Here is a 15,244-nt window from a genome sequence, read left to right on the forward strand (position 1 = left end):
TAAGTTCACTCCAAAATTAATATATGCACATTAGTTACCTGGGTAATTAAAATGATTACCTAGGTAACTATATTCGTTTTGAAGTGAAATGTCAAGGAATGAAGTCTTAGATACAGTGGGTGAGTAAATCATAAAAATTCAAAAAAAAGTCCGCAGAATCTAATCCGCGGACTTCATTTATCTTAACACATTAAAATATCTTGCCTCAGGATGAGCAAATACCATGGCTGATACAGAAGCTTCAGGCTCCATCATGCAACCATCCGTTAATTCTATTCCGATTTCCTCTGGATGAATCAAGGCAAATAATTTCTTCTGATCTTCTAAATCTGGACATGCTGGATATCCAAAAGAGAAGCGCTGCCCCTGATACTTAGCTGTAAAACGATCCTGCATCGTAAATGTCAGCGGGTCCGGGAATCCCCAGCGATCTCGCATTTGACGATGGATTAATTCTGCAAATCCTTCAGCGGTTTCAAGTGCAAGGGATTGTAGGGCATGGCTCTCAAGAAAACGGCCTTCTGCTTTTAACTTGTCAGCTTGTTCACGGATTCCTCTACCAGCAGTTACTGTAAAGAAACCAACATAATCCTTCTCTCCACTGTCTACAGACTTTATGAAATCTGCCAAGCACAAATGTGGTGCAGATTCCTGCCGTGGGAAATCGAATGTTTCAATAATGCGATTAGTATCTTCTGGATCATAAATAAATATTTTATTTCCGTCAGATTGAGCAGGGAAAAATTGATACACCGCAGCAGGTAAAATCCAGTTTTCTTTCTTAGCATCTGCTAATAGTCCATCTACAACTTCTTTCACTTTGATTGCTTTTTCATCCTTGGAAGCAATCAAGTTTGCAATTTTTCCTTTTACACCAAGATGATGACCGATTAACATCTGCATATTGATATAAGGCTCAATATGGGATAGAGAATAGGATTTCATAATATGTTTTTTGGTATCCATCGGTGTGAATACAGGTACTTCAGTGGAAACGGCTGGTCTAGTTTTTACGGCTGTTGAAACCGAAGAACGACTTGGCAGCTCCCGCGGCAGTTCTAAAGCCGCTAGTTTTTCATGTTTTTCTGCCATCAGTTTTTCTTTCTCCTCTGGAGTTTGAAGCTGATTGGCCAGTGATAACCCATTCATTGCGTCCTTTGCATATAGAACGAGTCCTTCATATTCCTTTGCAATCTTGGTATCGGTAAACTTTCTAGAAAGTGCAGCTCCACCAACTAGAATAGGTGTTGAGATTCCCGCCTCTTTCATATCTTGTGCTGTTAAAACCATTTGCTGTGCAGATTTTACTAATAAGCCTGATAATCCAACAATGTCTGGTTTTTCCTTTTGAATCGCTTGAACTAGTTCAGTTGGTGATACTTTAATCCCCAAATCTAGTACATCATAGCCGTTATTACTTAATATAATATCTACAAGGTTTTTCCCAATGTCATGAACATCGCCTTTTACTGTTGCCAGGATAACCTTCCCTTTGGAAGCAGAGACATCGCCTTTTTCCATAAAGGGCTCTAAGTAAGACACAGCAGCCTTCATGACCTCAGCACTTTGGAGTACTTCGGCAACGATCAGCTGATTATCGTTGAATAATCGTCCTACTTCTTTCATGCCTTCCATTAATGGTCCATTGATAATATCGAGGGGAGCAGGATAATTTTCAAGCGCTAAAGCTAAATCTGGCAATAAACCTTCCTTTGTACCTTCTATTACATAGTAAGAGAGTCGTTCTTCTAAACTCATGTTGGGTACAGTACTTTTAGACTCTTTCTTTTTACCTCGATAAAATTCGGTAAAAGTGGCCAACGTATCATCTGTCGTATTAAAAAGAAGATCCTCTGCTAATTGAACTTCTTCCTTGGAAATGGAAGCGAATCGTTCAAGCTTTTCAGTATTAACAATCGCATAATCCAGTCCAGCTAATGTGCAGTGGTATAAAAAGACAGAATTTAGAATTTCTCTTCCGACAGGAGGCAGACCGAATGAAACATTACTGATGCCAAGAATGGTTTGTGTCTTAGGAAGATGTTCTTTAATTAACTTAATTCCTTCCACTGTTGCTTTTGCGGAACCAATATATTGTTCATCACCCGTTCCTACAGGGAAAACAAGCGGGTCAAAAATAATATCTTGCGGATTCAAACCATACTTATTAACAAGAATGTCATGAGATCGTTTTGCAATTTCCAATTTCTTTTCAGCTGTAACACCCATACCTTTTTCATCAATTGTACCAACGACAACCGCTGCTCCGTACTTGTGAATAAGTGGGACAACAGCCTCAAATCTTTCTTCACCATCCTCAAGGTTAATGGAGTTAATGATAGCTTTTCCTTGAGAATACTTGAGTGCTTTTTCAATTACTTTCTCGTCAGTTGAATCAATGACAAGTGGAACTTTTATTTTTTTTACCACTTCAGGAATGAAATTCTCCATGTCGCTAAGCTCATCACGATCTGGGTCCGCAAGACAAATATCAATAACATGTGCACCGCCTTTAACTTGGGCACGTGCAATCTCTGCAGCTTCTTCAATTTTACCTTCATTAATAAGGCGTTTGAATTTACGAGAGCCAATCACGTTTGTACGTTCTCCGACCATAATAGGACGCAATGTCGGATCGTCGTATACAAAGGGTTCAATCCCAGATACCATATGGAAGTCAGAAGTCTGTGCCTCGCGTGGTGAGAACTTTTTCATTTCTTCAGAGATTGCCCGAATATGATCAGGAGTTGTACCACAGCAGCCTCCAACAATGTTTAACCATCCGTGGGCAGCAAAATCGGCAAGCTTTTTCGCTAACGTTTCCGGTGTTTCATGATAATGTCCTTCTTCATCAGGCAATCCAGCATTTGGATAACATATAATCGCTGTAGAAGCTAGATTGGATAGGGAACGGACATGCTCCTGCATAAATTCCGGCCCAGTCGCACAATTTAACCCAACCGCGACAGGTTTCATATGCTCTAATGAAATGTAAAAGGATTCAATCGATTGTCCCGCAAGAGTTGTTCCCATCGGCTCTATAGTACCCGACACGATTAATGGAAGAACTTTTCCTGTTTTGCTAAAAGCATTTTTTATTCCAATGAAGCCTGCCTTTACATTCAGCATATCCTGGCTTGTTTCAAGCAGCAGAAGGTCGACACCGCCGTCAATAAGCCCGATTGCCTGTTCTTCATAGGAAGCAGCGAGTGCTTCGAAAGTAGTCCCGCCAGTTACGCTTAACGTCTTTGTGGTCGGTCCCATTGATCCTGCAACATAACGAGGCCACTGGGCAGTAGAAATTTTTTCAGCTTCCGTTTTAGCAATTTGTGCGGCAATTTTATTTAATTCATAAGCCTTAAAACCAAGATTGTATTCATCAAGAACAATGCTTGTGGCTCCAAAGGTATTGGTTTCAATAATATCCGCACCAGCCTCTAAATATTCGCGATGAATTTTTGCGATTGTTAGAGGAGCTGTTAGGTTCAGATATTCGTTACAGCCATCGTATTGCTCGCCGCCAAAATCTTCAGCTGTTAAATTTTCTTGCTGAAGCATGGTACCCATGGCACCATCCATAACTAGGATTCGTTTGTGTAGTTGTTCATTAAATGGAGCTTTCGACATAGCTGTTCCCCCTAACTTGACTTGCACGCTGTCTGGCATATATGGCTAACTCTGTTGTTAGTTCATAGCGTAAAAATGGAGTGATTAAATAAATTCCATTAAATAAATCCAGTGCTGTGTCAATTAAAGATTTTGTTATTTCAATTCCTTCACGTGCAGCTTGTAATGGCTGATCATTCAAAGCTGCCATTCTGTCTCGAATCGATTGTGCAATTTTAATTCCTGGTACCTCATTATGAAGGAATTCTGCATTCCTGCTTCCTGTTAAAGGCATTAAACCAATGTATATAGGTGCACTTAGGTGCTTAGTATGTTCATAGACTTCGATTAATTTTTCCTCAGAGAAAACAGGCTGTGAAATGAAATAATCGGCACCGTATTCTATCTTTTTCTCAAGACGCTTTACTGCTTTTTCGACTGACCGGACATTTGGATTAAAGGCACCAGCAATACTAAAAGCTGTTTTATGACCAAGATCTTTCCCAGAGAATGACAAGCCTTCATTTAACTGTTTCATCATTTGAATTAACTCAAAAGATGATACATCGTAAACAGAGGAGGCTCCTGGAAAGTCTCCGACTCGCGCAGGGTCACCAGTGATAGCAAGTACATCATGCATTCCAAGGGTATGAAGCCCCATTAGGTGAGATTGCAAACCAATAATATTGCGGTCACGGCAGGCAATATGAATCAGCGGACGCATACCTAATTCCTGTTTAACCAGATAACCTAATGATTCATTGGAAATCCGCACCTGAGCTAAAGAGTTATCAGCCATTGTGATTGCATCGATGCCAGCTTCTTTCAACGCCTTTGCTCCTTCAAAAAACTTGCTGGTATCAAGCTTTCTAGGAGTATCTAATTCTACGATAACCGACGGGCGTTCCTTAACAATTTCCTCAAGAGGCTGGTGCTCTCTTTTAGCTGCACTATGCTCAATGATGATTTTCTTTGTTTCTCGTTTAACTACTTTATCGGTGACAGGCACACTGTTTTTTAATTCTGCTGCAAATGCATGGATATGGGCAGGCGTTGTACCGCAGCAGCCGCCGAGCAAGCGTATGCCTTCTTGACGAAAGCTTTGAGCTGATTTTTTAAAATAATCTGAATCCCCTTCATAATGGAATTTACCATCTGTATAAGCTGGCAGACTCGCATTGGGGTAGGCAGAAAGGTAAGCGTGTTTAGGCAATTCAATCTGCTCTAGGGTCTTTAACATATGATGGGGGCCAAGCCGGCAGTTCAAGCCGATAACATCAGCACCAAGATTTTCAAGACGGGTAAAGGCTTCATTAATCGGTGTTTGGTCTTGTAAAATGCCAGGCTCATGAAGCGAGACCTGGGCAATAATCGGCAGCTTTGTTTCCTTTCGAGCAATCGTAAGGACCGTTTCCAGTTCCTCAAGGTCATAAAAGGTTTCGAATAAAAGCCCGTCCACACCTTCTAATAATAAACAATATAGCTGTTCACGGAAACTGCGCTTTAATTCTTCAATCGATAAGGTGCTAGGTTTAATCCCGCGGTTACCGCCGATTGTTCCTAGTACATAAGCATTTTTATGTGCTGCTAATTTAGCATTCTCGACAGCGGCGCTGTTAATTGCTTTAACAGAGTCCTCTAGACCATATCTCTGCAGTTTTAGATAATTCGCTGCATAGGTATTGGTTTGAATGACATCCGCACCTGCTTCTATATAAGCTTTATGAATCTCTTGTATTTTTTCCGCATGGGAAAGGTTCAACTCTTCCAAGCAGCTATCTTTGCCGAATGAATATAGAAGGGTGCCCATGGCACCATCACCTATTAAAATTTGGCTTTTTAATTTTTCTAAAAAGGTCATGATCATTCTCCTTGCTGCAAGACCAATAGTTTTTCTTTCACCTGATGTAAAGCCTGAGAGAAGTCATTTATGAGATCATCTGGATTCTCTAAGCCTACGGATAACCTGATGAGGCTGTTTTTAATTCCTCGTTTTTCCCTTTCCTCTTGCGACATCGCTGCATGTGACATTTTTGCCGGAAAGGATAGAATGGATTCGACCGCACCAAGACTAACGGCAAAAACAGGGATTTTTACATTGGTTAGAAAGACTTGAAGTGCTTTTTCATTCTGGAATTCAAACGATAAAACTGCACCTGGTCCAGCAGCCTGACTTTTTTGAAGCTCGTGCTGTGGATGATTTTCAAGGCCTGGGTAATAAACCTCTTCGATTAACGGGTGTTCCGCTAAAAATTCTGCTATTTTAATTGCTGATTTTTGTGACTGTTCGAGTCTGACATGCAGGGTTTTTATTCCTCTAAGCACGAGCCATGCATCCTGTGGCCCAAGTACGGCGCCGAAGGAGTTTTGTAAGGAATACAGCCTTTTACCTAATTCCTCATCCTTAACAACCGCTAGACCTGCAACCACATCGCTATGGCCGGATAAAAACTTAGTTGCACTATGAAGGACAACATCTGCTCCTAGTTCTAAAGGTCTTTGATATTCAGGGGTTAAGAAAGTATTATCTACATAAGTGATTGCGTTAATCTCTTTCGCAAAACTTGTAATTGCTTTGATATCCGTTACCTTCAATAAAGGATTAGACGGTGTTTCTACGTAAAATGCTTTGGTGTTAGGCTTGATTGCTGCTTTTACTTGATCAAGATCTGTCATGTCAACAAAGGTATGTTCAATTCCGAAGCGAGTCAGTACCTGAGTGACCATACGATAGGTACCGCCATACACATCATCGGTAATCACGATATGGTCACCAGATGATAAAAGAAGGAAGGCAGTTGAGATAGCAGCCATTCCTGACGAAAAAGCAAAGCCACGCGTTCCGCCCTCTAACTCTGCAATAACATCCTCAAGCGCTTCTCTCGTAGGATTTCCACTTCTAGCGTAATCGTATTTTCCGTAACGATCTAAATCAAATTGATGGAAGGTCGAAGCATGTTGAATGGGCACGCTAACGGCTCCCGTTGCCGGATCGACTTTATGCTGATTATGAAGGAGCTTGGTTTCAAAACTATAATTTTCTGAACTCATTATCTAATCACTCCTTCTTTTAATTTTGCTAATGCCTGTTCAAGATCTTGAACAATATCAGTTGGATCTTCCAGACCAACGGAGAACCTTAATAACCGGTTACAGACACCTGATTGAATTCGAATCTCTTCTGGAATATCTGCATGAGTCTGTGTTGCAGGATACGTGATAAAACTTTCCGTTCCGCCCAGGCTTTCGGCAAATGTGATAAGAGAAAGACTTTGAAGGAATGGATTTACCCAAGCTTCGTCTTGTAAGCGGAAGGAAACCATTCCTCCTTTTCCTGGATAAAGGACATCTGTTATACCATCATGATTAGAAAGGTATTCAACAATCGCCTTTGCATTGCTTTCATGTCTTTGCATTCTTAGTGATAAAGTTTTCATTCCGCGCATAACTAACCAAGAATCAAAAGGGCTAAGAACACCGCCGGCTCCATTATGATGGAAAGCCAATGCCTCACAAATTTCTTTACCCTTAGCAACAATTAGACCTGCAAGGACATCATTATGTCCGCCTAAGTATTTCGTCGCACTATGAATGACGATATCCGCGCCTAACAAAATTGGCTGTTGGAGAAGCGGGGTATAAAACGTATTATCAACAATCAGAACAATTCCGTGCTTTTTCGCAATTTTAGACACAGCACCTATGTCTGACTGCTGCATAAGTGGATTAGTTGGAGTCTCAAGAAAAATCGCCTTGGTTTGAGGGGTTATCCTTCTTTCAATTTCTTCTGGACTACAAGTATTAACATATTGGGTTTTCAAGCCCCATTTTTTAAATCCCTTTTCTAGTAAACGAAATGTTCCTCCGTACAAATCCTCACTCACAATCCATTCGTCCCCGGACTCGAAAAGAGAAAGAATCGTAAATATGGCTGCCATCCCTGAGCTGCAGGCAAAGCCTTGATCCGCACCTTCTAGGTCGGCAATCGCCTTTTCGAGAAGCTGGCGGGTAGGATTACCTGTACGTGAATAATCATACCCTGTGGATTGTCCAATTCCCTCGTGACGGTAGGCTGTTGAAAAATAAACAGGAGGATTTACGGTGCCTGTCACCGCATCACTTCTATTTCCAATTTGTGCTAACTTCGTATCAATCTTATATACCATTATCTTTATCCTCCTTTATATAAACAAAAAAAGCCTTCTATAAGAAGAAGACTTTTGGATGCACATTAGCATAGGTCATTCTTCTTATCTCACAAGTTAATAAATAACTTGATGGACTTAGCACCTTTTCAATGAAAAACAACATTGAAGGTTGCTGAGACTTCATAGGGCCATTCCCTCAGCCTCTCTTGATAAGAAAGTACAATATTTAGACTTTTTATAAAATTTACTACACTAAAGGAGAAGTGTCAATGCATTTTACAAATTAATATCAAACAATTATTAATGAAAGCGGTTAATCTTATTTTTTGTTTTTTTCCCATATTTTAAATTTAATATAGTTTATATATTCTTTGAAATCATCTTTATTAATTCCGTCTTCAATGGCTTTTTCTACTAAACTTTTCCACTCTTTATCAAGCAGCCAATCTCCACTGTTTTCTATCTGATTCTCTATTGAATCCATCCCAGTCAATAAATATTCAATAGAAATGTCTAAAGGTTTGGCAACCTTCATTAGAAAATGTATAGATGGATTTTTATTTAGGTTCCGTTCAATATAGCTTAAATAGGATTTTGATACATTAGCGAGGTCAGCTAATTCTGTAATTGAATATCCTTTTTGTTCTCTTAAGATCTTTATTCGTTCTCCAATCATAGGCTTCTCCTTATGACCAAATTTATAATTTTCTTTCCTTCTGGAAACTTGCAAAAAAAATGAGTAGAAAGACAATCTGCATATCATGGGGTTATTTAGAGTGTTTAGTAAAATAATGAGGCCCTGCAAATACACTTGAAAAGTATAAAGTGAATCCAATCATGGATTAACTTAAAAGGCTAGAGAGGAACAAACTATTTAAACATTAATCATATTATAAACTAAAAATTGTTCTCTTTAAAGAACTAAATTTTGATAAAAAAAATCATGGCTTTCTAAAATTTAAGAAGGAAATGTGTCAAATATTGAGGGAAAACAGGAAAAATTGGTATGTGTTTTGGATTTGTTTTTTCGACCCACAGTGCTATAATGTTCTTAATATCGAATTGGTTATTTGTGTAAAACGGGGACTCTTATAAATTGGGATTAAGTAACGATTAGTGCTAAAAAGTGTTTCACAGTATATGGAGGTGCAAGGATGAGAGTTCTCTTAACAGGTGGTTACAGAAGATTATGAATAAAAGGAGTTTGATACTATATTTTTCAGTATTAATGTCGGTAACAGCTATTCTTTTCTTATATAACAATGAAGTCAATAACAAATATGAACAGGAAGACAAAGTAGTAGCAAGGGCAGTTAATGTTCAGACCGAATATGTGAATGTGGATGAATTTGGTGCTAATGGAGAGGATTCGAAAGATGATTCCCAATCCATACAGGCAGCAATAGATTATAGTTATGATTCAAAAATTGGAAAAGTTAAGCTACTTGGAAATAAAAAATATATTTTGAAGCAGGGACTGGTATTAAAAGCGGGAGTTGAACTAGAATTTGGTCAAAATACGAGGTTAAGAATAGATGGGAATTTCCGAGCAATCGATGTGAAAAAGAATGCATCAATCTTAAATGGTGTTCTTGAAATTGTTAATCCTAACTTTAGTTCAGATGCCATTTACATCGACGGTGATCAGAAAATTTGGTCATGGGATAGAACGCAAATAAAAAATGTAACAATCGTAAACGCTGCCGGTTCAAATAAAGGTACAGGTATCCATCTTTATGCCGGTGAGTCAGGTCATTTCATTTCTTTTATTAACTTTATCGATATACGAATTGCTGGATTTCATACTGGTGTTAAATTAGAAGCTGTTAAACCAAAGGATAAAGATAAATATAGTTTTATTAATGGCAACCGATTTATAAATCTAACATTAGATGACTGTATAAGAGGAATTGATATTATTAGTTCCATTACGATTCCAAATGAAAGTTCTGGTAATGAATTTAGTGGTCTTCAAATTCAGGTGTCTAAACATACGAAAGAAGTAATAACAGTTAACGGTTCTGATAATAAATTTGAAGGTATGATATGGGACGTTCATCTTTTAAAGGACAATAAATCAATAATAGAATTTTCGAAGGATTCTATGAGGAATAGTTTATTTTCTAATATAGGATCAGCCTATATTAGAGATAAAGGGAAAAATAATTATTATTCTTCACCGGAAGAAGAGGCGAAGAATAATAGATAAAAGGCACAGCATTTTTGTTTATAGATAATTTATTTTCTTTGGAGGTTATTATGGACGAAAGAATCAATTTAAAATTATTTTTGCACATTATCCGAAAGAGAATACTTACCATCATTATTACAGTCCTAATTGTTTTTTTATTAACCTTGGCAATATCGGGATTTTACTTAAAGCCGACCTATGAAGCCACTGAAAATATATTAATTGGTAAATTAGAAAAGAATGAAAGTACTTATGGCGGTGCACAAGAGCTAAGTATGTTACTTGCTTCTACCATTGATTTCATAAAGAGTCCTGTAGTACTAAATTCAGTTCAGAATGAGCTAAATATTTTGGATGATGAATTAGCGGAAAAAGTGGTTATTCAAAATAATAGAAACTCACAAATTATCAATATAGTGGTTAGAGACAGTAATATAGAAAATTCGAAGGAGCTCGCCCACACAATTGCCACTGTCTCTGTTAATAAAATGCAGGAACTGTTTGGTGTCAGTGATATTAAACTATTACGTGATACAAATGGGGAGCCGTCAGTAAAGAAAGTTGGAAGTATGACGATAAATATCGCAATTGGTATAATGGTTGGTTTTCTATTTGGAATCGGTCTTTCAATGCTTAGAGAGTACTGGGATGATTCAATAAAGGATACAAGAGAAGTGGAAGATATACTAGGTTTATCTGTTTTAGGAGAAGTCAATTTGAAGAATAAAAGAAACAAATCTAAAAATAAAACTTATACGAAGCCTAAGGCTGAAATCTTAAGAAGAAATGGGGAACAAATCGGTGTTTAAGAAAGATGAAACAATAAAAAGAATGCAAAGACTACAGCTCAATGAGGAATCAGTTAGTAAGGAACAAATTAGAATGATCCGAGCTAATATTGAATCAAAATTAGATAGGGATTCTAATTCATTTATGTTGACCTCACCTACCCAAGATGGAGAAAAATCAATTATCTCATCTAAATTAGCCTTATCATTTGCTGAACAAGGGAAAAAAGTCCTTTTAGTGGATGCCAATCTAAGGAAACCTACTCTGCACAATTGGTTTAATCTAGATAATGAAACTGGTTTAACCAATGTGATTACGAAGGAGGAAGATCTCCACCTTCATTGTAAAGAAACGTTATTTCCTGGTCTGTATCTCTTACCAACCGGTCCTATTCCTTTAAATCTTTCAGACATATGGATTACGAAAAAGATCAATCAATTGGCAAGAAAATGTCAATCAGAATTTGAAATCGTTATTTATGAGGCTCCACCGTTTTTGACCGTATCAGATTCTCATATTCTAGTAAACCAATGTGATGGTGTAATTTTAGTGGTAAGAGCTAATAAAACCAAGAAAGAAGAGGCACTTAAGACGAAAGAGTATATAGAGAGAACAAGTCAAAAAATCCTTGGAGTCATTTATCAAACAGGATAATGCAGGCAGTAGTTTTGGTAACCAGGTGTCAAAATAAGGTGGCTAATTCATGGACAATATAGTTAAGAAAAATTCAATTGCAAAGAATATTATACATTTATTTTATAGTACAGCTTTATCTAGTGTATTAAATGCTGCGGCGTTAATCGTGTTAGCTTATTATTTACAGTCTTATTATTATGGAATGTTTAGTGTTGTTTTAGCGTTTGCCATGATTATGGGCTATTTTACAGATGCTGGACTAAGTGACATCGTCCTAAGAGAAGGGTCTAAGAAGGAGGTTAACACATCCATTCTTATTTCCTCATACGTGAAAATGAGAATGGGTTTACTGGTCGTTACATTTCTATGTGGATTCCTAATTATTCATCTATCAAACGCAGGACAACGAGAAATCATTCAGACATCCTATTTTTTGATAATCCCAATGGTTACAGGAATTGCATTACAAAGCATAGGAACAACCTATTTTCAACTGATTGAGAAAATGCAGTTTTACGGACTAATCCGTATTATTTCATCTATTTGTTTAGTAGTCACCCTTACAATTGGGATGATTCTTCAACTTAATCCACTGATCATTTGCACTCTATATGGACTTTCTTATTTTGCAGCAGGGATTTTTGGGGTCTGCCTCGTTAGTAAAAATGTAAATATCCGATTGAAAGGCCCATTCCATAAAGGATTATTACAAAATTTAGGCTCATTTACATTAGGTGGTTTGATTTTTGTCATGCTGCCTCAATTAGGACCGCTTGTGCTGGAAAAGACGATAACCCTTAAAGAAGTCGGCTTATTTGCAGTAGCATATCGAATCCCGCAAGCCCTCCAGCAGATTCCCTTTATTGTTGCTGGAGCCTATTACCCGGTATTGTTTAGATCATATAATAATAACCTTTTACAAGATCACTTAAAATACAACATTGAGCTAATAAAAATTATCTCTTTAGTTGGAATGGCCATGACAATTCCATTTTACTATATGTCAGAAAGTATTATTCAGTTGTTATTTGGTGAAAAGTGGATTCAAGCAGCCTTACCACTTAAGATTTTATCAGTAATGTTAATATTACAGGCGATAAATATTGCCTTAGCAGATGGATTAACGTCAAGAGCATTACAGTCTTATCGTACCGGTGTTCAATTAATCGCAGTTTTTCTTGGTGTTTTACTTTATATGTTCTTTAGTAAATCTTATGGCGTATCTGGTGCAGCAGTTGCTGGTGTAATGATTGAACTGTTATCCTTACTAGGCTTTTGGTTATGCATACCAAATCGCTGGATTATTGCAAAAAGGGTAATTGTTCCGTACTTAGCCATTTTTATTATTTGTTTAGCTTTTATTGACTTTTTTCTAGATTCTCTCCCATTATTAGCCATTGTCGTCAATTACAGTTTATTGGCTGTTGTAGTCTTTCTCGATAAAGAAAATAGGGAAAAGATAAACGGTTATATAAAACCATTGGGAATCAATAAAAGGTGGAAATCGAAGAAATCTGAGGGGGTTTAAGATGTACGATAATTTAACTCCAAAATCACATAATTACAGCTTTACAATCTTCCTTCTCTTTTTATTAGTTACACTTGCAAATTATTACATTTATGTAGGGTTTGCTATAAAGCCCTATATGATTTTCCTCATCTTGTTTCTTATTATTAATCTTGGTTTATTTTACTTTCAAAGGCTGCACTTATTTGAAATTGCAATGTTGTTATTTTACTTGATGTATAGCTTCAGTGGGGCATTTGCCTTATATCCTGCGGCAAGTATTAGAATCATCTTTGGAATTATCCTTTATATCTTTTGCTATTTTATTATGAAGTCAGTTATTGGCAATGCTAGAGATTCGGTGATTGAAAGAGCACTATCCGACGCTGGAATATTTTTTAATGTTGCAAGTTTAACCCTCTATTTTGTTGGCTTAAAAAGTCTAGGGTTTGTATTTGAGGGTGATAGGGTCGTCCAATTCGGGGTACTGTTAGATAGAGATTACCCAAGGCTAATCGGTTTATTACAGGATCCTAATTTCTTTGTTTTCTATAATACCCTCTTTTTTTCTTATTATCTTTGTAATGTGCAGTCCTTGAAAAATAAGCTTGGTTTGATTCTCTGCGTAGTTGCAAACATACTAACGTTTTCAAGAGGCGGACTGTTAGTCATGGCACTCTTATTCCTTATTTTTATTATCATTAAAAACCCCTTTAAACAGATAAAACTAGTGCTTGGCCTTGTATTATCACTAGTGGTCACCGTGTATGTTGCAATCGTTTATATGAAATTTGATATATTTGGAATTTTACAGTCGAGAATTGAAGACTTCTCCCAGGATGGTGGAAGTGGAAGGATTGAATTGTGGGGGAGAGCGTGGGATTACTTTACATCGCATATGGTTATTGGAATTGGAGCTTTTAATTATTCAGAATACAACTTCTTTCAATATGGAGATAGTCTAGAAGTTCATAATACATTTTTAGATATCTTATCAGAGTCTGGTTTACTAGGAATGACATGTTTTTGTTTATTTATCTTTTTTTTATTCGTTCAGTTATTTCAAAGCAAGATTCACATAAATAAACCATACCTTTTTTTAGCTTTAGTAGGGATGATTCTTCAAATGGGATTCCTTTCGGTCATTATTAACGACATGTTTTTTATGTATATTGCCATTTTAACGACCTATTTACATAAGGAAAATCACGAATTAAACAATAATAAAAAAAAGACAGCATTGTTTTCTTCCTTATCCACCAGTAAGCAAATAGTAGAAATGAATGTTAATTATAAAGGAAGTGAAACAAAACATGAATATTCTAGTCATAACGGATAAGCTCATTCACGGCGGTGCAGAAATGTATTTTTGTAAATTAGAGAATCAATTACAACACCCAAACATTTCTTTTTACTATGCTGCGGGTCCTGGAGAATTGTACAAGAAAATAAAACATCAAAACCACTTTAATGAAATGAGCCGAACGAAACATCTTCAGAATATAAGAAGGCTAAGAAAGTTGATTAACGATAAACAAATTGACCTTGTTCATGCGAATAGTTTGAGAATGGTTCTCTATTGTATAGCGGTAAAAAAGTTTACTAAAAAGAAATTTAAGATTGTTTACACAAAGCATAATGTTACCGTTCTCGAGGAAAAAAATCCCGTTATCTTTTCTCATTTATTAAATAAATATGTCGAAAGAATCATTACTGTCAGTGATTTTGAAAAGAGAAATCTTGTTAATGCAGGAATTGAGCCTAACAAAATTACTACTGTTTATAATGGTGTAGATTTAAATCAGTTTACTTTTCATCCAAAAGAAATAGGCAAAACCTTTAAGGTTGGGATATTAGCAAGGTTATCCGAGGAAAAGAATCATGACCTATTTATCAAGATTGCAAACCAGCTTCGCGATATACCAAATCTAATGTTTTATATTGCAGGTGATGGACCAGAAAAAACAAAAATTGAGAATATCATTCAATCACAAAACTTACTTCACAAGATAAAGATGATTGGAGCCGTTCACAATCCTGAGGAGTTTATTAAAGAAATGGACGTATTATTACTGACATCCCACCGAGAAGTATTCCCTATGGTGATTCTAGAAGGGATGGCGGTTGGAACTCCAATCATTTCGATTAACAGAGGCGGGATTGGGGAAGCCATTATCGGGAATCAGACAGGTGTCCTTATAAATGACCATTCAGTTAGTGAGTTCTGTAATAAAATTTTGGAAATGAAAACGAACGAAGAGCTGAGGAAACATTTCATTGAAAATGCCCGAGAAAAAGTTCAAGTGGATTTTTCGCTAGAACAAATGGTGAGTAATACGTTAAAAGAGTACTTGAACTGCAGCTGAT

General features: G+C 37.0%; 11 protein-coding genes and 1 riboswitch. Of the genes, 6 read left to right on the forward strand and 5 right to left on the reverse strand.

Annotation, left to right across the window (positions count from 1 at the left end; genetic code table 11):
• Positions 1-177 precede the first annotated feature (177 nt).
• The 5 genes from metH to ACN6MT_RS10310 form a co-directional block, all read right to left on the reverse strand.
• Positions 178-3,627: a methionine synthase gene (gene metH, locus ACN6MT_RS10290; protein WP_419955791.1), complete on the reverse strand. Its 3,450-nt coding sequence runs from the start codon at positions 3,625-3,627 to the stop codon at positions 178-180.
• Positions 3,608-5,467: a bifunctional homocysteine S-methyltransferase/methylenetetrahydrofolate reductase gene (locus tag ACN6MT_RS10295; RefSeq protein ID WP_419955792.1), complete on the reverse strand. Its 1,860-nt coding sequence runs from the start codon at positions 5,465-5,467 to the stop codon at positions 3,608-3,610. Before ACN6MT_RS10295 ends, metH begins: the two co-directional genes overlap by 20 nt.
• 2 nt (positions 5,468-5,469) lie before the next feature.
• Positions 5,470-6,657 carry a cystathionine beta-lyase gene (metC, locus tag ACN6MT_RS10300; RefSeq protein ID WP_034674177.1) on the reverse strand — a complete coding sequence of 396 codons (1,188 nt, stop codon included), beginning with the start codon at positions 6,655-6,657 and terminating at the stop codon, positions 5,470-5,472.
• On the reverse strand, positions 6,657-7,772 hold the full coding sequence (locus tag ACN6MT_RS10305; protein WP_419955793.1) for a methionine biosynthesis PLP-dependent protein: 1,116 nt from the start codon (positions 7,770-7,772) through the stop codon (positions 6,657-6,659). The genes metC and ACN6MT_RS10305 overlap by 1 nt, the downstream gene beginning before the upstream one ends.
• An 81-nt stretch (positions 7,773-7,853) precedes the next feature.
• Positions 7,854-7,970, reverse strand: a riboswitch (SAM riboswitch).
• A 103-nt stretch (positions 7,971-8,073) separates the two neighbouring features.
• Positions 8,074-8,430 (reverse strand): helix-turn-helix domain-containing protein, encoded by a 357-nt coding sequence (locus ACN6MT_RS10310; RefSeq protein ID WP_034674179.1) that lies wholly within the window; start codon positions 8,428-8,430, stop codon positions 8,074-8,076.
• A 513-nt stretch (positions 8,431-8,943) separates the two neighbouring features.
• On the opposite strand from ACN6MT_RS10310, the gene ACN6MT_RS10315 reads away from it, so the two are divergent.
• The 6 genes from ACN6MT_RS10315 to ACN6MT_RS10340 are packed head-to-tail and all read left to right on the forward strand — an operon-like array spanning position 8,944 to position 15,243.
• Positions 8,944-9,963 (forward strand): hypothetical protein, encoded by a 1,020-nt coding sequence (locus ACN6MT_RS10315; protein ID WP_419955794.1) that lies wholly within the window; start codon positions 8,944-8,946, stop codon positions 9,961-9,963.
• A 50-nt stretch (positions 9,964-10,013) separates the two neighbouring features.
• Positions 10,014-10,754, forward strand: a complete 741-nt coding sequence (locus tag ACN6MT_RS10320; RefSeq protein WP_419955795.1) for a YveK family protein — start codon at positions 10,014-10,016, stop codon at positions 10,752-10,754.
• Positions 10,747-11,388: a CpsD/CapB family tyrosine-protein kinase gene (locus tag ACN6MT_RS10325; RefSeq protein WP_419955796.1), complete on the forward strand. Its 642-nt coding sequence runs from the start codon at positions 10,747-10,749 to the stop codon at positions 11,386-11,388. Before ACN6MT_RS10320 ends, ACN6MT_RS10325 begins: the two co-directional genes overlap by 8 nt.
• Before the next feature lie 49 nt (positions 11,389-11,437).
• On the forward strand, positions 11,438-12,898 hold the full coding sequence (locus tag ACN6MT_RS10330; protein WP_419955797.1) for an oligosaccharide flippase family protein: 1,461 nt from the start codon (positions 11,438-11,440) through the stop codon (positions 12,896-12,898).
• A gap of 1 nt (position 12,899) precedes the next feature.
• Entirely contained in the window at positions 12,900-14,216 is a 1,317-nt protein-coding gene (locus tag ACN6MT_RS10335) for an O-antigen ligase family protein (RefSeq protein ID WP_419955798.1), read from the forward strand.
• Positions 14,191-15,243 carry a glycosyltransferase family 4 protein gene (locus ACN6MT_RS10340; RefSeq protein WP_419955799.1) on the forward strand — a complete coding sequence of 351 codons (1,053 nt, stop codon included), beginning with the start codon at positions 14,191-14,193 and terminating at the stop codon, positions 15,241-15,243. The genes ACN6MT_RS10335 and ACN6MT_RS10340 overlap by 26 nt, the downstream gene beginning before the upstream one ends.
• Position 15,244: the final 1 nt, after the last annotated feature.

This window comes from Neobacillus niacini (assembly GCF_048572935.1).
GTDB lineage: Bacteria > Bacillota > Bacilli > Bacillales > Cytobacillaceae > Neobacillus > Neobacillus niacini.